Annotated in this window: 19 protein-coding genes; 7 read left to right on the top strand and 12 right to left on the bottom strand. The window is 72.3% G+C overall.

The genetic code is table 11. The features are described from left to right. Positions 1-92 precede the first annotated feature (92 nt). Both ABZ562_RS06645 and rbsD read left to right on the top strand, forming a co-directional pair. On the top strand, positions 93-1,019 hold the full coding sequence (locus ABZ562_RS06645; RefSeq protein WP_361474892.1) for a ribokinase: 927 nt from the start codon (positions 93-95) through the stop codon (positions 1,017-1,019). Next, positions 1,016-1,414 carry a D-ribose pyranase gene (gene rbsD / locus ABZ562_RS06640; protein ID WP_361474890.1) on the top strand — a complete coding sequence of 133 codons (399 nt, stop codon included), beginning with the start codon at positions 1,016-1,018 and terminating at the stop codon, positions 1,412-1,414. Before ABZ562_RS06645 ends, rbsD begins: the two co-directional genes overlap by 4 nt. A 159-nt stretch (positions 1,415-1,573) precedes the next feature. Here the strand turns inward: rbsD and ABZ562_RS06635 are convergent, their stop codons facing one another. After that, on the bottom strand, positions 1,574-2,740 hold the full coding sequence (locus ABZ562_RS06635; protein WP_361474888.1) for a serine hydrolase domain-containing protein: 1,167 nt from the start codon (positions 2,738-2,740) through the stop codon (positions 1,574-1,576). A gap of 261 nt (positions 2,741-3,001) precedes the next feature. Between ABZ562_RS06635 and ABZ562_RS06630 the strand changes: the two genes are divergently transcribed. The 4 genes from ABZ562_RS06630 (at position 3,002) to ABZ562_RS06615 (ending at position 4,982) form a co-directional block, all read left to right on the top strand. Next, positions 3,002-3,445, top strand: a complete 444-nt coding sequence (locus ABZ562_RS06630; protein WP_361474886.1) for a hypothetical protein — start codon at positions 3,002-3,004, stop codon at positions 3,443-3,445. Between the two features lie 71 nt (positions 3,446-3,516). Then, positions 3,517-4,167 carry a sigma-70 family RNA polymerase sigma factor gene (locus ABZ562_RS06625; RefSeq protein WP_361474884.1) on the top strand — a complete coding sequence of 217 codons (651 nt, stop codon included), beginning with the start codon at positions 3,517-3,519 and terminating at the stop codon, positions 4,165-4,167. Next, positions 4,164-4,511, top strand: a complete 348-nt coding sequence (locus ABZ562_RS06620) for a hypothetical protein (protein ID WP_361474882.1) — start codon at positions 4,164-4,166, stop codon at positions 4,509-4,511. Before ABZ562_RS06625 ends, ABZ562_RS06620 begins: the two co-directional genes overlap by 4 nt. 102 nt (positions 4,512-4,613) lie before the next feature. Beyond that, positions 4,614-4,982 carry a signal peptidase I gene (locus tag ABZ562_RS06615; protein WP_361474880.1) on the top strand — a complete coding sequence of 123 codons (369 nt, stop codon included), beginning with the start codon at positions 4,614-4,616 and terminating at the stop codon, positions 4,980-4,982. Between the two features lie 44 nt (positions 4,983-5,026). Here ABZ562_RS06615 and ABZ562_RS06610 read toward each other — a convergent pair whose 3' ends face one another. The 11 genes from ABZ562_RS06610 to ABZ562_RS06560 all read right to left on the bottom strand — a co-directional run bounded on the left by ABZ562_RS06610 (position 5,027) and on the right by ABZ562_RS06560 (position 16,793). Next, complete coding sequence (locus ABZ562_RS06610; protein WP_361474878.1) at positions 5,027-5,857, bottom strand: sugar phosphate isomerase/epimerase family protein; 831 nt, start codon at positions 5,855-5,857, stop codon at positions 5,027-5,029. After that, positions 5,854-7,011 (bottom strand): dihydrodipicolinate synthase family protein, encoded by a 1,158-nt coding sequence (locus tag ABZ562_RS06605; RefSeq protein ID WP_361474876.1) that lies wholly within the window; start codon positions 7,009-7,011, stop codon positions 5,854-5,856. The genes ABZ562_RS06610 and ABZ562_RS06605 overlap by 4 nt, the downstream gene beginning before the upstream one ends. Beyond that, positions 7,008-8,168, bottom strand: a complete 1,161-nt coding sequence (locus ABZ562_RS06600; protein ID WP_361474874.1) for a Gfo/Idh/MocA family oxidoreductase — start codon at positions 8,166-8,168, stop codon at positions 7,008-7,010. The genes ABZ562_RS06605 and ABZ562_RS06600 overlap by 4 nt, the downstream gene beginning before the upstream one ends. Positions 8,169-8,329: 161 nt before the next feature. Continuing rightward, positions 8,330-10,123, bottom strand: coding sequence for a hypothetical protein (locus ABZ562_RS06595; protein ID WP_361474872.1), 1,794 nt, complete (start codon positions 10,121-10,123; stop codon positions 8,330-8,332). Next, positions 10,120-10,707 (bottom strand): hypothetical protein, encoded by a 588-nt coding sequence (locus tag ABZ562_RS06590; protein WP_361474870.1) that lies wholly within the window; start codon positions 10,705-10,707, stop codon positions 10,120-10,122. Before ABZ562_RS06590 ends, ABZ562_RS06595 begins: the two co-directional genes overlap by 4 nt. Positions 10,708-10,713: 6 nt before the next feature. Further along, positions 10,714-11,589: a carbohydrate ABC transporter permease gene (locus ABZ562_RS06585; protein ID WP_361474868.1), complete on the bottom strand. Its 876-nt coding sequence runs from the start codon at positions 11,587-11,589 to the stop codon at positions 10,714-10,716. Continuing rightward, a complete protein-coding gene (locus ABZ562_RS06580) occupies positions 11,586-12,548 on the bottom strand; it encodes a sugar ABC transporter permease (RefSeq protein ID WP_361474866.1) in 963 nt (320 codons plus the stop codon). The genes ABZ562_RS06585 and ABZ562_RS06580 overlap by 4 nt, the downstream gene beginning before the upstream one ends. Next, on the bottom strand, positions 12,545-13,834 hold the full coding sequence (locus ABZ562_RS06575) for an ABC transporter substrate-binding protein (RefSeq protein ID WP_361474864.1): 1,290 nt from the start codon (positions 13,832-13,834) through the stop codon (positions 12,545-12,547). The genes ABZ562_RS06580 and ABZ562_RS06575 overlap by 4 nt, the downstream gene beginning before the upstream one ends. 64 nt (positions 13,835-13,898) lie before the next feature. Continuing rightward, on the bottom strand, positions 13,899-14,648 hold the full coding sequence (locus ABZ562_RS06570; protein ID WP_361474984.1) for a cupin: 750 nt from the start codon (positions 14,646-14,648) through the stop codon (positions 13,899-13,901). A gap of 5 nt (positions 14,649-14,653) precedes the next feature. Then, positions 14,654-15,619 (bottom strand): PmoA family protein, encoded by a 966-nt coding sequence (locus ABZ562_RS06565; RefSeq protein ID WP_361474862.1) that lies wholly within the window; start codon positions 15,617-15,619, stop codon positions 14,654-14,656. Positions 15,620-15,626: 7 nt separating this feature from the next. Beyond that, entirely contained in the window at positions 15,627-16,793 is a 1,167-nt protein-coding gene (locus tag ABZ562_RS06560; protein ID WP_361474860.1) for a Gfo/Idh/MocA family oxidoreductase, read from the bottom strand. Between the two features lie 224 nt (positions 16,794-17,017). On the opposite strand from ABZ562_RS06560, the gene ABZ562_RS06555 reads away from it, so the two are divergent. Beyond that, positions 17,018-18,076: a LacI family DNA-binding transcriptional regulator gene (locus tag ABZ562_RS06555; RefSeq protein ID WP_361474858.1), complete on the top strand. Its 1,059-nt coding sequence runs from the start codon at positions 17,018-17,020 to the stop codon at positions 18,074-18,076. Positions 18,077-18,086 lie beyond the last annotated feature (10 nt).

The raw sequence follows: 18,086 nt of genomic DNA, 5'->3' as shown, positions 1-18,086 counted from the left end.
GGCTGACAGGTATCAGCTGACAAGTGACGGCTGACAAGTAACAGCTGACGAGTGACGGCTGACAAAATCGCCCGTCTGAAAGGACATACCGCATGCACGACTACGACCTGCTGGTCGTGGGCTCGGCCAACGCCGATCTGGTGGTCGGCGTCGACCGCCGCCCCGGGGCCGGGGAGACCGTCCTCGGCTCCGACCTGGCCGTCCACCCGGGCGGCAAGGGCGCCAACCAGGCCGTCGCCGCCGGCCGGCTGGGGGCCCGTACGACCCTGCTGGCCCGGGTCGGCGACGACGCCTACGGCCGGCTGCTGCTGGACTCGCAGCGGGAGGCCGGGGTCGACACCGCCGGGGTCCTGGTCGGCGGCGCGCCCACCGGGGTCGCGCTGATCACGGTGGACCCCTCGGGCGACAACAGCATCGTGGTCTCCCCCGGTGCCAACTTCCGGCTCACCCCCGAGGACGTGCGCGCTTCCGGGAGCCTGCTGGCCGCCGCCCGCGTCGTCTCCCTCCAGCTGGAGATCCCGCTGGAGACGGTCGCCGAGGTGGTGCGCGCCGCGGACGCGGGCTTCGGCGGCCGGCCCGGGCCGCGCGTGGTGCTCAACCCCTCACCGCCCGCGCCCCTCCCCGCCGAGGTGCTGGCCGCGTGCGATCCCCTCGTCGTCAACGAGCACGAGGCGCGGTATCTGCTGAGCGGCGATCCGGCCGGGGACGCCACGGACCCCGAGGCGTGGGCGTCGGCGCTGCTGGCGCGCGGCCCGCGCTCGGTGGTGGTCACCCTGGGCGGCGCGGGCGCGCTCGTCGCCGACGGCGACCGTACGGTCCATGTCCCCAGCCTGCCGGTCGACGCCGTGGACACCACGGGCGCCGGTGACGCCTTCACCGGCGCGCTCGCCTGGCGCCTGGGCATCGGCGACGACCTGGAGACCGCGGTCCGGTACGCCGTGCGCGTCGGCGCGGCCGCGGTGACCCGGGCCGGGGCGCAGGTGTCGTTCCCGACCGCCGACGAGGTGGCAGCCCTGTGAAGCGTGCGGGGATCCTCAACCGTCATCTGAGCGCGGGCATCGCGCTGCTGGGCCACACCGACACGGTGATGGTGTGCGACGCGGGCCTGCCCATACCGTCCTCCGGTCCCGTCGTCGTCGACCTCGCCTTCAGGGCGGGCGTGCCGTCCTTCGAGCAGGTGCTGACCGGGCTGCTGGACGAGTTGGTGACCGAGGGGGCGGTCGCGGCGCAGGAGGTGAGCGAGCACAACCCGGCGGCGATGGCCCTGCTCGACGCCTGCTTCCCGTACCCCGCGCTGGATCTGGTGTCCCACGAGGAGCTGAAGTCCCGGACGGCCACGGCGAAGCTGGTCGTACGGACCGGCGAGGCGCGGCCGTACGCGAACGTGCTGCTGCGGTGCGGCGTGCCGTTCTGACGGTGCCCGGACGCGTTTCGAGGGGCCCGGTCCGTCGACCAGGCCCCTCGTTTCCCCTCCCCCAGGGCTTCCTCTGAAATCCCCCCAGATCCCCTCCCAGGAAGCCCGATGCCAGGTACGACCGGCCAGGGTGCGGAAGGGTTGCACGATTTTCGGAAGTTATTGATCCGTTACTTCAGGGCCGCAGAACTCCGCCTCGATCACCTTGAAGTAGCGGGACGAGTCCGGGAGCCGGTCGCCGTTGGCGTTGAACGTCAGCTGATGCGTGCCGTCCTCCGTGCCCACCACCGCCGACAGCGAGCCATTGGTGCGACCGGTCTTGCCCACCACGGTCACCCCGCAGGACAGGGTGGCCACTTCGACCCCGAGCCCGTACCCGATACCGCCCTCCGAGGGCACCTCGTTCAGCATCTCGTCCAGCTGGGCGCGCGGCAGCAGTCGGCCGCGCATCAGGGCGCGGTCGAAGCGGTTGAGGTCACCGGCGGTGGATATCAGCTCGCCCGCAGCGCCCAGCCAGCTCATGTTCTGCTCGGTGGCGTCGTGGACCGGGGCGCCGGGGGAGTCGTCGTGGAGCCATGAGTACGCGACGGGGTGCGGCCTGGGCATCCGCGGGCCGGTGCCGGGGAACGACGTTTCGCGCAGCTTCAGCGGTTTGATGATCCGCCGCGTCGCCTCCCGCGCGTAGGAGTGCCCCGTCACCTTCTCGATGACCATCCCCGCGAGGACGTAGTTGGTGTTCGAGTACCACGGCTCCCCGCCCGGCGCGGAGTGCGGCGGATGCTTCATCGCGACCGCCACCAGGTCCTCGGGCGTGTAGGTGGCGTAGCGATGCTCGGGGAAACCGCTGCCGGAGGTGTTGACCTGCAAGTCCGGGTCGTCGGTGTAGTTGTAGAGGCCGCTGGTGTGGTTGAGCAGGCGCCGCAGGGTGATCCCGCCGCCGTCGTTGCCATTGCCCCGCACCAGCCCGGGCAGCCACTTCTCGACCGAGTCGTCCAGGCTCAGCCGTCCCTCCGCCTCCAGTTGGAGGAGAACGGTCGCGATGAACGGCTTGGTAATGCTCGCCGCCCGGAAGTGGTCACCGAGCGACCGTTTCCGACCGGTGTCGGTGTCCGCGTACCCCGCCGACCCGAACCAGGTCTCCCCGCCGTCCCGCACCGTGGCCGCCACCCCGGGCATCCCGCCCTCCTCCACCCACTCCCGCAGCGCGTCACGCGTGGCCTCGTGGCCGTCCGTCGTGGCGGCGTGCGCGGGCGTGAGGGTGGCGGCGCCCACGGCCAGGCTCACCACCAGGGCGCAGAAGCCGCCGCGTGCCGTTCTCTGTCTCATCCGCAGACCTCCGGGTCGCCGAGGGGGCCTGGGTGGCCCCCGTGGTGTGAGTGACGCGGCCCGCGCGCCGGGGGTTGATCGGCTTGCCCCGGCGCGTCGGAGAGGCGGCCCCGCCCCCGCGGGAAAATTTCCGCGTGGCCGCGACAACCCCGGGTGGGGCCGCACGTCTGGTGGGGTGAAGGCGGGTTTCCGGGACGGGTCTTCCGGCCCCCGGCGCCGCCTGACCCATCAACGTTCCCTCGACCTCTTGGAGTCGTCCCTATGCGGCACATCCGCGCACAGAAGCCGAACCGCCCCGCGCGCACCTGGGTTCTGGGGTCGGCCGCCGGTATCGCCCTGCTCGTGGGCGGCGGCATGGCCGCCCAGGCGGCCACCGCCGACCACTCGCGACCGGCCACCACATCGAGCACGTCCACCCCGGTGCCGGTACCGTCCGCCCCGGGTGACACCGAGCCCAAGCCCGTGCCGTCCGCCCCGGGTAACACCCAGCCCCAGCCCGTGCCGTCCGCCCCGGGTGACACCCAGCCCAAGCCCGTGCCGTCCGCCCCGGGTAACACCCAGCCCAAGCCCGTGCCCTCCGTCCCGGGTAACACCCAGCCCAAGCCCGTGCCCTCCGTCCCGGGTAACACCCAGCCCAGGCCCGTCCCCTCCGTCCCCGGCTCCGCGCACCCCAAGCCGGTGCCCTCCACTCCGGCCCACCGCTAGCCGTCAGTCCCCGATGGGTCGGGGCCGGATCCGGAGCCGGCCCCGACCCACCGATGAGGTGAACGAGGACGATGCAGCTCACTCATGTCCTGCCGTGGTGGGTCCGGCTGCTCCGCCGCACCCGGACGACCGCCTCGCCGCCGGGCGTCGAACCGCCACGCGCCCGGCGGCGGTTCCGGCTGCTCAAGCCGGTGGACGGCCAGGACGGCCGGGACGGCGGGGGCGGCCGGGAGCCGAGCCCCACGCTGGCCGATCTGTACCGGGCCCGGCGGCTGGACATGGTCCGGCTGGCGGTGTTCCTGGTGGACGACCAGCACACCGCCGAGGACGTCGTCCAGGACGCCTTCGCCGCGGTGTGCCGCAGACACGGTTCCGCGTTGGACAGCCTGGAGGACGCGCACGCCTATCTGCACACCGCCGTCGTCAACGCCGCCCGCTCCGTGCTGCGCAGACGCCGCACGGCGCGCGCGTACACCCCGCCCCACCAGGGGCAGGGCGCGCCGGTCGACGAGCGGCTGCTGCTCGCCGAGGAGCACCGCGAGGTTCTGGACGCGCTGGCGAAACTCACCCGGCGTCAGCGTGAGGTACTGGTGCTGCGCTACTGGTCGGATCTGACCGAGGCGCAGATAGCGGAGACCCTGGGCGTGTCCCGTGGAACGGTGAAGTCCACCGCGAGCCGCGCGCTGGACACCCTCGAGAAGCTGCTGGAGGCGGCCCGATGACAACGAGGCGTCACGTCGTCGAACGACGGCTGCGCACCGCCCTCGACGCCCGTGCGCGGCTCATCACCACCCACGACCTGTCACCGGCGCGGCCTCCCACGGGCCGGGCCTGGGGGACCCGCCGGATCCGGCGGACCGCGTCCCTCGTCGTCGCGGCCGCGGCCGCCACCGCCGTCCTGTGTTTCCTGCTCCTTCCCGGTTCGCCGGGACGAAGCCGTCCGGAGCCACCGGCCCATCACCCCCGCGTCTCCGACACCCCCACTCCCACCCCCACCTCCACCCCGAGCGACAGCACCCGCCCCCGGCCGTCCCCCTCGAAACCGGCCCCGCGACTGCCGCGCTGACCCGTGGCCTCGGCGGGAGGGCACGATGCCGGAGTTACGGACGTCAGGCGCCGTAGAGCCATGACCGCACCCCATCCGGCCCACCTGCTAGCTTCCGGAAGCGTGAACGACAACGTGTACGTGGGCAACGCGGGCAAGGACGCGGCACTGGACCGGGGGTGGATCCTCGGGCACTTCAAGGACGCCGACGACCCCCGCCACAGCGAGGACGTGGAGATCAAGTGGGGCGTCCACCCGCCCGGGGACGAGCGGGCGGAGTGGGTGCGGGGCGAGGAGCGGACGGCTCTGCTGGTGCTCATCAGCGGCCGCTTCCGCGTCGAGCTGCCCGGCCGCAGCGTCCTCCTGGAGCAGCAGGGTGATTACGTCGTGTGGGAGCGCGGGGTCGACCACTCCTGGCGCGCGGAGGAGGAGTCGGTGGTGTTGACGGTGCGGTGGCCGTCGGTGCCCGGCTACGCGGTGCCCCAGCGGTGACCCAGCGGTGACCCCATAGGCGAACGGGCAGCCGACGGCGGTCGCTACAGCACCAGCGCGCGGTAGCGGTCGGCCACCTCCGCCAGGACCTCGGCGCCGTCGCGGGCCCAGAGGTCCGGGTTGAAGATCTCGACCTCGATGGGGCCGTCGTAGCCGGTCGCGTCGACCTGTTCGCGGAACCAGCGGAAGTCGACCGCGCCGTCGCCGAGCTGGCCCCGGCCCAGCAGCACGCCCTCCGGCAGCGGTGTGATCCAGTCGGCGAGCTGGAACGCGGCGATGCGGCCTTCCGAGCCCGCGCGGGCGATCTGGCCGGCGATGGTGTCGTCCCACCACAGGTGGTAGGTGTCCACGACCACGCCGACCTGGTCGGCCGGGAAGCGGATCGCCAGGTCGAGGGCCTGGGCGAGGGTGGAGACCACGCAGCGGTCGGAGGCGTACATCGGGTGCAGGGGCTCGATGGCCAGGCGGACGCCGCGCTCGGCGGCGTACGGGCCCAGCTCGCCCAGGGCGTCGGCGATGCGCTCGCGGGCGGCGAACAGGTCGCGGCTGCCGGGCGGGAGGCCGCCGGAGACCAGGACCAGGGTGTCGGTGCCGAGGGTGGCGGCCTCGTCGATGGCGGCGCGGTTGTCGGCGAGGGCGGCGGCGCGCTCACCGGGGTCGAGCGCGGTGAAGAAGCCGCCGCGGCACAGCGAGGTGACGGTCAGGCCCGCGTCGCGGATGAGCCGGGCGGCGGCTTCCACGCCGTACTTCTGGACCGGTTCGCGCCACAGGCCGACGCCCGTGACGCCCGCCTTGACGCAGCCCTCCGCCAGCTCCGGCAGCGACCACTGCTTGATCGTTTCCTGGTTCAGGCTCAGGCGCGGCACGGAACTCATTGGGCGACTCCATGGACGGACAGCAGGTGCTTCATACGGGACTCCGCCAGGGCCGGGTCCGGGAACAGGCCGAGGCCGTCGGCCAGTTCGTACGCCCGCGCCAGGTGCGGCAGCGAACGGGCCGACTGCAGGCCGCCCACCATGGTGAAGTGCGACTGGTGGCCCGCCAGCCAGGCCAGGAAGACCACGCCCGTCTTGTAGTAGCGGGTCGGGGTCTGGAAGAGGTGGCGGGAGAGTTCCACGGTGGGGTCGAGCAGGGCGCGGAAGCCCGCGGTGTCGCCGGTGTCCAGGCGGCGTACGGCCTCGGCGGCGAGCGGGCCCAGCGGGTCGAAGATGCCCAGCAGGGCGTGGCTGAAGCCACGGTCGTCGCCCGCGATCAGCTCGGGGTAGTTGAAGTCGTCGCCGGTGTAGCAGCGCACCCCCTGGGGGAGCTTGCGCCGCAGGTCGATCTCGCGCTGCGCGTCGAGCAGGGAGACCTTGATGCCGTCGACCTTGTCGGGGTGGGCGGCGATCACGTCGAGGAAGGTGCGGGTGGCGGCGTCCAGGTCGGCGCTGCCCCAGTAGCCCTCCAGGGCCGGGTCGAACATCGGGCCCAGCCAGTGCAGGACGACCGGTTCGGTGGCCTGGCGCAGCAGATGGCCGTAGACCTCCAGGTAGTCGTCCGGGCCCTTGGCGGCGGCGCACAGGGCGCGGGAGGCCATCAGGATCGCCTGGGCGCCGGAGGCCTCGACGACGGCGAGCTGTTCCTCGTAGGCGGCGCGGACCTCGTCCAGGGTGCGGTCCCCGGGCGGCAGCTGGTCGGTGCCGACGCCGCAGGCGATGCGGCCGCCGGCCGCCTTCGCCTCGGCCGCCGAACGGCGGATCAGCTCGGCGGCGCCCGCCCAGTCCAGGCCCATGCCGCGCTGTGCGGTGTCCATGGCCTCGGCGACGCCGAGCCCGTGCGACCACAGGTGGCGGCGGAAGGCGAGGGTGGCGTCCCAGTCGACGGCGGCGGGGCTGTCGGGGCTGACGTCGGCGTACGGGTCGGCGACCACATGGGCGGCCGAGAACACGACGCGGGAGGTGAGCGCGGCCCCGGTCGTCGGGGAGAGCGGTTCGGTGCGGGGCTCGTAGGGGCGGGTGGTGCCGCCCGGCCCGGGCAGGTGGAGGGTCACAGGCTCAGCTCCGGTACGTCCAGCCGGCGGCCCTCCGCCGAGGACGCGAGGCCCAGCTCGGCGAGCTGGACGCCGCGGGCACCGGCCAGCAGGTCCCAGCGCCAGGGCTCGTCCAGGGCGACGTGGCGCAGGAACAGCTCCCACTGGGCCTTGAAGCCGTTGTCGAACTCCTCGTTGTCCGGGATCTCCTGCCACTGGTCACGGAAGGACTCGGTGGCCGGGAGGTCGGGGTTCCAGACCGGCTTGGGGGTGGCCGAGCGGTGCTGGACGCGGCAGTTGCGCAGGCCCGCGACGGCGGAGCCCTCGGTGCCGTCGACCTGGAACTCGACCAGCTCGTCGCGGTTGACGCGGACCGCCCAGGAGGAGTTGATCTGGGCGATGGCGCCGCCCTCGAGCTGGAAGATGCCGTAGGCCGCGTCATCGGCGGTGGCGTCGTACGGCTTGCCCTGCTCGTCCCAGCGGTGCGGGATGTGGGTCGTGGTCTGGGCCGAGACGGTGCGGACCGGGCCGAACAGCTCGTGCAGGACGTACTCCCAGTGCGGGAACATGTCGACGACGATGCCGCCGCCGTCCTCGGCGCGGTAGTTCCACGAGGGGCGCTGGGCGCTCTGCCAGTCGCCCTCGAAGACCCAATAGCCGAACTCGCCGCGGATCGAGAGGATCTTCCCGAAGAAGCCGCCGTCGATGAGGCGCTTGAGCTTCAGCAGCCCCGGCAGGAAGATCTTGTCCTGGACGACGCCGTGCTTGACGCCGGCGGCCTGGGCGAGCCGGGCCAGTTCGAGGGCGCCGTCGAGGCCGGTGGCCGTCGGCTTCTCGGTGTAGATGTGCTTGCCCGCCGCGACGGCCTTCTTGATGGCCTCCTCGCGGGCGGCGGTGACCTGCGCGTCGAAGTAGATGTCGACGCTGTCGTCGGCGAGCACGGCGTCCAGGTCGGTGGAGACGTCGGCGACGGGGTCGAGGCCGTGGCGCTCGGCCATCTCCTTCAGGACGTGCTCGCGGCGGCCGACGAGCAGCGGTTCGGGCCACAGCACACTGCCGTCGCCGAGGTCGACGCCGCCTTGTTCGCGGATGGCGAGGAGCGACCGGACGAGGTGTTGGCGGTATCCCATCCGGCCGGTCACACCGTTCATGGCGATCCGCACGGTCTTACGTGTCACGTGGCTTCGTCTCCTCACCAAGGTCACCAGAGGTGGTAACAGCATCGTAGTAAGCGCTTCACAGTAAGCGCTTACTAATGGCTACGCTAACTCCCCCGGCCACCCCTGTACAGAGCGGGCACAGGGGCGGCACAGGGGTCAGTCAGCGCTTCACCGCGGAGTCACCGCAGAGTCAAGCGATACGCGAGCGGTGAACGCCCGGTGATCAGCACGCGCAGCCCGGACACCGGCAGATCGCCGCCCATCCAGGTGTAGCGCTCCCCCGGGTCCACGACGGCGGGCTGGCGCGGGCCGCTGCCGTTGCCCGGGCCGAAGGTGATCACGTCATCGCCGGAGGTGTACGTCCCGTACCCCTTGACCAGCTGATACGTGTCCTTCTGGCCGGGCACGGGCTCGACGCCGGTCAGCGTGCCCCCGGCGCGGAAGCACAGCTCCAGGGCGAGCGGGACCTCGGACTCGCCGACCTCGACGTCCAGGTTCCAGCCGCCGTCCGCCTCGGCCGCCCGCACCTCGGTGTGCAGGGTCCGCCACTGCTTGGGACGGTGCGGGAAGTCCATCGCGGACCAGAAGCGGCCGTCGTCGGTCAGCGGATAGCGGCCGTCGGGGCGGCGGTGCTGCGGGGGCAGCGGCAGGTGGTATCCGGCGCGGACGTCCGCCCACAGCCGCCAGCCGTCCGCCGTGCGCTCGACGTTCTCGGCGCGGAAGTGGCCGAGCGAGAAGAACTGCGGGGACAGCCGCAGCGAGTCCAGGATCGCGGCGCCCTTGCGCCACTTGAAGAAGGTCGGGTTGGTGGACAGGCCCGAGGAGATCGCGTGGACGTCGGGGAAGTCCGTGCCGCCGAACAGCGACGTACGGGTGGCGCCCCGGCCGATCCGCACCAGCCCGCTGTCCTTGTCGTGCCAGGTGAACTCCGACGGCGCGGCGGTGGCCTTCGGCAGCGGCGCGGCCAGCTCCGGCTCGTCCAGCACCTCGGCGAGGAAGTCCCCGAGCGGGGTCTCGTCGAAGGTCTGGTCCGCCCCGCGCCGCTGGACGGTCTCGGCCATGGCCGCGAAGCGCCCGTCCTTGTCCCGGATCGCCAGCGCCCGGTACTGCAGCCAGTACTCGGACAGGTGCTTGACCGTCTTCTGGTCCTGGCGGCGCGAATGCACCGTCTCCACATCGCCGTTGGGCTCCACGAGGTGGAGCGTGGCCTCCAGGTTGCGCCGCACGTTCTCGTACAGCTTCGGGCGGTCGGTGAGCCGGGCGAGGGTCAGCAGCGCGGGGTTGGTGACGATGGGCGCGTAGGTGGCGCTGCGCTCGCTGTACTGGCCCGCCTCGTACTGGTCGATGCCCTCGGCCAGCCAGGCGTCGATGCGGCGGGTGTAGCGGTCGTCGGGCCAGAAGGCATTGATACGGGCGAGCGCGGCGCACACCTTCCAGCGGTGGTTGGGGGTGTGCAGCCCGCCGGTGGAGAGCCCCGCCCCGGCCTTGCGGAGGATCTTCTTCAGGGTGGCGCGGACCTTCGCGGTGGACGGGTGGTCGTCGTCGTCCAGCAGGCCGTACAGCAGGCCCAGGTCCACGATCGAGAAGGCGGTGTCCGGCGGGGAGTGCACCGCGCCCTGGTCGAAGAGGCCGTCGTCGAACTGGGCGGCGGCCAGCGCGTCGGCGAGCCGGGTCATGGGCGCGATGAGCGCCGCGTCGTGATGGTGCTCGGCGTCGGCCCATACGTGGACGGAGGTCAGCAGGCGCAGGCTGCGGGCGGCGGGGCGGGCCTGGCCGAGGTTGTTCAGCTGGGCGAGAGTGGCGTCGAGCCCGTCGACCACTTCGGCCACCCGCTTGTCGGCGGCCTTGGTGAGCAGCTCCAGGAACGGCGTGTCGGTATGGCCCGCGGCAGCGGCCGGGGACGCACCGGCGGCGGCGAGGAACCCGCCCGCGGCCGCGGATCCGGCGAGGAAGTGACGTCGGGGCAGGCTCATAGGTGGTGCTCCGTGGCTCTGGCGGCGATCGCGAGCGGACCGGGGACGAGGAAGAGAAGGGGCGGATAAGCCCAGGCACAGACGGCGGCGGTGGCCACGGCCAGCAGCAGCACGAGGCTCGCGCGCGGGGTGCGCACACTGGCGTACGCGGCCGAGCGTAGCGCGGTGCGCCAGCTCGTCGCCGATTCGGGGCGGGCGCAGGCCCGCAGCAGGACGACGGTGAGCAGCCCGGCCACGACGAGCAGCGCCGGCCGGAAGGCGACCGCGCCGGGCAGGCCCGCCCCGGACGCGAGCGCGTTGAACAGCAGCAGCGCGCCGCCGGCCAGCATCCCGGCCCCGGCCAGCAGGTCGCCGGTGCGCAGCCGGGCCCGCAGGGCGCGGAAGTAGCCGCCCGCGGTGGCGGGGGCGTCCTCCCGCACCCGCCGGTCCAGGACGGCGCAGGCCGTGGACATGGCGGCGGGGGCGGTGATCAGCGGCAGCGAGGCGGCGGCCGTGGCCAGGCCCACCGCCAGGACGTCGGCGAAGAGGGCGAAGCGCGGGCCGGTCAGCTCGCCGGGTTCACGGGTGGTCGCGGAGGACGGCATGGCGGCTCACCCCTTCAGCCCGGAGCTGGCCATGCCCTCGACCAGGAACCGCTGGAAGGCGAGGAAGAAGAGCACGATGGGCAGCAGGGCGAAGACCGACATCGCGAACATCGGGCCGAACGCCGACTGGCTGGAGGCGTCCACGAAGGAGCGCAGGGCCAGGGTCAGGGTGAACTTCTCCGGCTCGAAGAGGTAGATGAGCTGGGTGAAGAAGTCGTTCCAGGTCCAGATGAAGGTGAAGATCGCGGTGGTGATCAGCGCGGGCCTGGTCAGCGGCAGGATGACGCTGAAGAAGGAGCGGAAGGGCCCGCAGCCGTCGATCCGGGCCGCCTCCTCCAGCTCGCGCGGCAGCCCGCGCATGAACTGGACGATGAGGAAGACGAAGAAGGCGTCGGTGGCCAGGAACTTCGGCAGGATCATCGGCCAGTAGGTGTTCACCATGCCGAGCTGGTTGAAGATGATGTACTGCGGGATGAGGATCGCGTGGTGCGGCAGCATGATCGTGGCGATCATGAAGGCGAACAGCGGTCCGCGCATCCGGAACCGCAGCCGGGCGAAGGCGTACGCGGCGAGCGAGCAGCTGATGACGTTGCCGAGGACGGCGCCGCACGCGATGAGCAGCGAGTTCCACAGCAGCCGGCCGACGCTGACCTCGTTCACGCCCTCCAGGGCGGTCGAGTAGTTGCTCCATTCCAGGTGGCTGGGGAGCAGCTTGAGGCTGGCGATGACCTCGTCGGCCGGTTTGAACGAGGTGGCCACCAGCCAGGCCAGCGGATACAGCATCACCAGCAGGACGGCGATCAGGCAGACGTGCAGCGCGATCCGGCCCGCGGGCCGCCGCTGGGCCACCGGGGCGTCGGCGGTGATCGGGGCGGTGGTCATCGGGCCCCCTCGTTGTTGTCGTTGGCGTAGAAGACCCAGGCCCGGGAGGTCCGGAAGAGCACCGCGGTGACGGCGCCGATGGCCAGCAGCAGCGCCCACGCCATGGCGGAGGCGTAGCCCATGTGGGAGGCGGTGAAGGCGCGGTCGTAGAGGTAGAGGGTGTAGACGAGGGTGGAGTCGGCGGGGCCGCCCTTGCCCGCGCTGACCGCGAAGGCCGGGGTGAAGACCTGGAACGCCTGGATCATCTGGAGCACCAGGTTGAAGAAGAGCACGGGCGAGAGCATCGGGATGGTGATGGAGCGGAACTGCCGCCACCAGGACGCCCCGTCGACCGCCGCCGCCTCGTACAGCTCGGCGGGGATCTGCTGGAGCCCGGCGAGGAAGATCACCATGGGGGCGCCGAACTGCCAGATGGTCAGCAGCGCGACCGACAGGATCGCCCAGCCCGGCTTGTTGATCCAGCCGCCGATGTCGATGCCGACGCCGGAGAGGAGGTTGTCGACGGTGCCGCCGTCGTTGAAGATCGCCCGCCAGACGAGCGCGATGGACATCGACGCGCCGAGCAGCGAGGGCGCGTAGAACGCCGAGCGGTAGAAGCCCTTGCCGCGCTTGACGGACTTCAGCGCGATCGCGACGGCGAGGGCCAGCACCAGCTGCAGCGGCACCGCGATCACGACGTACGTCAGCGTCGTGATCACCGACCGCCAGTAGCGGGGGTCCTCCGTGAACATCTGCGTGTAGTTACGGAGGCCCACCCACCGCGGGGCGTCGAACATGTCGTAGTCGGTGAACGACAGATACAGCGAGACGGCCATCGGCAGCAGCGTCAGCACGGTCGCGCCGATCACCCATGGGGACAGGAACACCCAGGCGGCGCCCTGCCTCTCGCGCTTCGGTGCCCGCTTGGCGCGCGCGGCGGGCGGCGCGTCGTCCTGGGGGCGGGTCGCGGTCGCGGTCATTGCCTCAGCTCCGCCTTCGCCTCGGTGATGTAGTTCTCCGCCGCCTCACGCGGCGACATGCGCTCGTACGACACCTGGTCGTAGTCGCGGCTGAAGGTGGACTGCAGCGAGGCGTCGCCCTTGGGCGGCGCGGCGGGCGGATCCTTGAGCTTGCCCTCGAACTGCTTCTGGTAGGCGGAGACGACCTGGTCGAAGCCCTCCAGCTTGGGCAGCACCTTGTCGCGGATCGCGTCGTTGGCCGGGATGCCGCGGGTGGCGCCGAGGATGGCCCCGGCCGCCGGGTCGTTGAGCAGGAAGTCGATGAACTGGGCGGCCTGCTTGGGGTGCTGGGTCTTGGCGGAGGCCCCGAAGAACATCGACGGCTTGTAGTACAGGGCGGGCTTGCCGTCGTCCCCGGCGGGCAGCGGGGCCAGCTTCAGTCCCTTGCCCACGATCGGGTCGTAACCGCTGGAGGGCGCGTCCCAGTTGAAGTCGGAGACCGACTTCAGGCGGCCGAGCGGGGTGTTCTCCACCGTGCCGTCCATCTGGCTGGTCTGCTCGGCGGGGGCCACCACGCCCTCCTTGCGGAGCTTGGTGCAGAACTCCCAGAAGCGGGTCAGATCGTCGGCCGTGAAGCCCAGCTTGCCATCGTCGCCGTACAGGGCCTTGCCCCGGCCGCGCAGCCAGATCTCGAAGACGTCCTCGCTCTGGCCCGGGTCGGTGGAGCCGACCCGGCCGCCGGTGGCCTTGGACTTCGTCAGCTTGCGCATCGCGTCGGTCCAGTCGTCCCACGTCCAGTCGACGGTCGGCTCGGGGACGCCCGCCTTGCGCCACAGCGCCGCGTCGTACGCGATGGTCTCGGCGCCGCGGGCGACCGGCAGCGCGTACTGCTTGCCGTCCACGACACCGGTGTCCAGCAGCCCCTTGTCGATGTCCGCGGTGCGCAGCTCACGGTGCTTACCGAGGTCGAGCAGGATGCCGGAGGTGGCGTACTGGTTGATCTGCCGGTAGTCCAGCTGCATCACATCGGGTGCGTCGCCGCCCGCGGCCTGGGTGGCGAGCTTCGCCTTGTACGTGTCGAAGCCCGCGAAGGACGTGCTGATGTCGATGTCGGGGTGGCGCTTCTCGAACAGCTTGACGGCCTTGTCCGTACGGGCCGCCCGGTCGGGGTTTCCCCACCAGGTGAACCGCAGGGTGACCTTGCCGCCCGAGCCGCCGCCCTCACCGCCGCCGCAGCCCGTCAGGGTCCCGCCGAGTGTGAGGACGAGAGCCAGTGCGCAGGACACCGTTGTCCCTTTTTTGCGCATCGCCGGACCGACCTCCCTCCTGTGATGTGCCGATGTGCCTGTCCATGTGGGGGGATGCCGGTGCCTATTCGCCGTAGTACGGGAGCGTGGCGCCGGGCAGTTCGTATTCGTCCCGCCGTCCGCACATGCCGTAGCCGCCGCGGCGGCTGGGCCCGGTCGCGGTGACCCGCGCCTCGGCGAGGTGGGCCGGGTCGCCCGCGGCGAGCGCGGTCAGCTGCTCACCGGTGCGCTGGGCCGCGGCGAGCGCGCCGTCCCGCCAGCGCGGCTCCCAGTCCTCGACCTTGGGCGCGACGATCCGCACCGCGGCCTCGTGGAAGGCGCGCAGCGGCGCGTCGTCGCCCTTCTCGGCGGCGGCCCGCAGCGTGAGGTAGCCCTCGATCGCGAGGTCCCGGCGGCGCCGGGCGGCCGCCTCCGCCGCCGGGCCCTCCTTGGCGGGCAGCGCGGCGGCCGCCGCGTAACGCCCGGGGTCGGCCAGCACCTCGGGCGGGAACGTGAACACCGCGTCCCCGGCCTCGGGCAGCCCGCTGTTCTGCATCAGCACGGTCACCTTCAGGCCGCCGCCCTGCACCATGCGGTGCACGGTGCCCGGGGTGAACCACACCACCGCGCCCGGCTCCAGCGGCGTCTCGGTGAAGCCGTCGGCGACGGTCAGGGTCTGGACGGCGCCGCGCCCGGCGGTGACCACGTACGCCTCGGTGCAGGCGAGGTGGAGGTGGGGGCTGCCGCCGCACACGCCGTCGGCGGCCTCCCAGTCGTACGCGCTGATGTGGGACATCCCCACGCCACCCGGCAGGGGGGCGGGCATCGCGGTCATCTCGCTCACCACCCGTGGTTCTTGAGGTAGCTCTCGGCGCGCGTACGGTCCCACGCGCCGTCGGCGACCACCACGCGGTAGCGGTAGCCGAAGGACTCCCCCGGCGGCAGCTCGAACTCCTCGAAGAACGCCCACGAGGGGGCCACCGAGGGGATCGGCTCGGAGCGCACGAACCAGTGGGAGGCGTGGATCGCGTCCGCGTTCTCGGGAGCGTGCGCGAACAGCAGCGTCGAGTGCGCGTCGATGGCGTCGTGCTCGCCGGTGAAGGCGACCCAGGGGGCGTCGGCGGCCGGGGTGCCCATCAGGTCCGAGGCACCCTTCTCGCCCTCGCCGCCGCGCCCGTCCGGGCCGAAGGCGTCGCCGCCGATGAAGTCGCGGGGGCCGCGCCAGTTCAGCCCGGTGTACCCGGCCATCTCGCGGCCCGCGGTGGTCGGGGAGCCGAAGTGCAGCGCCTCGCCGCGGATGTTGGTGAGGTGGATGGACCAGTCCAGGGCCCAGGTGCCCTCGTCCGGCTCGACCGAGTGCAGTTCGATGGTGCGCAGCTCGCGCGCCCACTCCTGGCCGCCGCTGTGTTGAATGGAAGGATTGGCCACCCAGGTGAGCTTCTCGGTGAAGCGCAGCCGGTCGTCGGTGACCGTGAACTCCTCGAACCCGTCGTGCCGCATGGAGCCGACCCGCTCCTCGACCCGCTGGTAGCCCTGGTCGGGGCCGAGGTAGGAGTTGCCGCCCCAGAAGTTCTGGCCGGACAGATGGCTGGAGGTCATCTGCAGGCCCTTGTGCCAGCGGTGGTCGTTCGGCCGGTAGCCGGAGACCGGGCTTCCGGCGAGGGTGCGCAGCGGGTGGGCGTACGGCTTGCGGGCCTCGAAGGCGTCCGGGTCGGGCGCGTAGACGTAGGCCATCAGCTCGACGCCGCCGGAGGCGACCGAGATCCGTGTCCCGTGGGTGTGGGTGACGGTGATCTGCTGGGTCATGACGGCCTCAGCTCTCCTTCTTCGCGGCGTTCGTGGCCTGGGGTGCCTTCGGTGCCCACTCGGGGTGGTTTCCGTGCATGGCGTCGTAGTACGGGTCGCCGGGCGCGATCTCTCCCGCGTGCACGGGCCGCCCGGTGAAGGCCGCCTTGTAGAGCGCGGCGATGAATTCGAGGGTGCGGCGGGCGTCCGGGCCGCTGCCCGGCGGCCGTACGCCGTCCCGCATGGCGTCCAGCAGCCCGGTCAGCTGGGCCGCGTGCGAGCTGGGCAGATCGGCGGCGGGGGTGCGCCAGTGCTCCTGCCGGGCGGGCTCGTCGCGGACGTGCGGGGCGGGGGTGTAGACCCAGTCGTCGTTGCGGTGCCCGTAGAGGTGGGTCAGCTCGACGGTGGCGTCCGCGCAGTCGATGCGGATGCGGCTGACCTCGTCGGGCGAGAGCACGCTGTTGACGACGGTGGCCATGGCTCCGTTCTCGAAGCGGACCAGCGCGGTGGACACGTCCTCGCTCTCCACGTCGTGGACCAGCCGCCCGGCCATGGCGCGGATCTCGGTCCAGTCGCCGAGGAGGTGGAGCAGCAGATCCATCTGGTGGATGCCGTGGCCCATGGAGGGTCCGCCGCCCTCGCTGTCCCAGCGGCCGCGCCAGGGCACGGCGTAGTAGGCGGTGTCCCGGTGCCAGGTGGTCTGGCAGTGGGCCACCAGGGGGCGGCCGAGCGCGCCGGTGGTCAGCAGGTCCTGGGCGTGGACGGCGCCCGAGCCGTAGCGGTGCTGGAAGACGACGGACGCGTACGGCCCGCCCGCCTCCGTTTCCGCCTGTGCGATCTCGTCGTACTCGGCGAGCGTGAGGCACAGCGGCTTCTCGCACAGCACCCACGCGCCCGCCTCGAGCGCCGCCACCGTCTGCTCGCGGTGCAGGGAGGGCGGGGTGCCGATGAGGACCAGGTCGGGGCGCTCGGCCTCCAGCATCGCGGCCACATCGGGATAGCCGGTGACGGTGAATCCGGCGCTCTCGGCCGCCGTCGCGCGGAAGGCGTCGAGCCGGTCGGCGTCCACATCGACCGCGGCGACCAGCTCGACGCGGTCGGCGTGATCGCGCAGGGCGGGCAGATGGCTGCCCGTGACGATGGCTCCCGTGCCGATGACTGCGGCACGGATACGGGCGGTGGCTGCTGCGGCCATGGAGTGAGGCTCCTCGCCAACGGGACGGAAAGCGCTTGCTGGGGGTCGACCCTAGGCACGGTCCGGATGTCAGGACAAGACCCCGGCGAACAGATTCCCGCACCCGTTCCCGCTTCGATACGCGATAGCCGCGGCGCCCCTGACCAGTGAGAGCATTGACCCGGCCCCACCAGCGCACGCGGTGTCCCACCAGACGACCCAGGTGACCATCCAACGGAGGAAACATGGCAGTGACCCTGGCCGATGTGGCCGCACGGGCTCGGGTCTCGGCGGCCACCGTGTCGCGCGTCCTGAGCGGCAACTATCCGGTCGCCGAGTCGACCCGGGCCAGGGTGCTGCGTGCCGTGGAGGATCTGGAGTACGTGGTCAACGGACCGGCAAGCGCTCTCGCCGCCGCCACGTCCGATCTGGTCGGGGTGCTGGTCAACGACATCGCGGACCCCTTCTTCGGCATCATCGCCGGCGCCGTGCAGTCCGAGATGGGCGCCCCGGGCGGCACCGGCACCGAGCCGGGGCGGGGCGCCGAGAAGCTGGCCGTCATCTGCAACACGGGCGGCTCGGCCGAGCGCGAGCTGAACTACCTCACCCTCCTCCAGCGCCAGCGCGCCGCCGCCGTCGTCCTCACCGGCGGCGCGGTCGAACACCCCGACCACGCGGCCGCCGTCGCCACCAAGGCGTCCCGGCTCGCCGCCTCCGGCACCCGGGTGGTGCTGTGCGGACGGCCCCCGATCGAGGACGCGATCACCCTCACCTTCGACAACCGCGGCGGCGCCCGGCGGCTGACGGAGCATCTGCTGACCCTCGGCCACCGCCGCATCGGCTACGTCGCGGGCCCCGCCGACCGCACCACCACCCGCCACCGGCTGGAGGGCCACCGCGAGGCCCTGACCGCGGCCGGACTCGACAAGGGCGCGGAGCAACTGACCGTCCACGGCCTCTACGACCGCGCCTCCGGCTACGACGCCACCCTCGAACTCCTGCGCCGCGACGCCGACTTGACCGCCGTCGTGGCCGCCAACGACACCATCGCCCTCGGCGTCTGCGCGGCCCTGCGCGACCAGGGCCTGCGCATCCCCGACGACGTCTCGGTGGCGGGCTTCGACGACCTCCCCTTCAGCGCCGACGCCGTCCCCGCCCTGACCACGGTCCGGCTGCCGCTGCACGACGCCGGGGTACGCGCCGGACGGCTCGCCCTCGGCCGCGAACCACAGCCGCCGGGCGGCGTGGCCATGGTGCGCGCCGAACTCATGGCCCGCGCCTCGACGGCCCCGCCCCGGCGCTGAGGGGGACGGC

This window comes from Streptomyces sp. NPDC019937 (genome assembly GCF_040631655.1).
Classification (GTDB): domain Bacteria; phylum Actinomycetota; class Actinomycetes; order Streptomycetales; family Streptomycetaceae; genus Streptomyces.
Note: the sequence above shows the minus strand (reverse complement) of the source record. Positions and strands in the feature narration are given on the sequence as shown.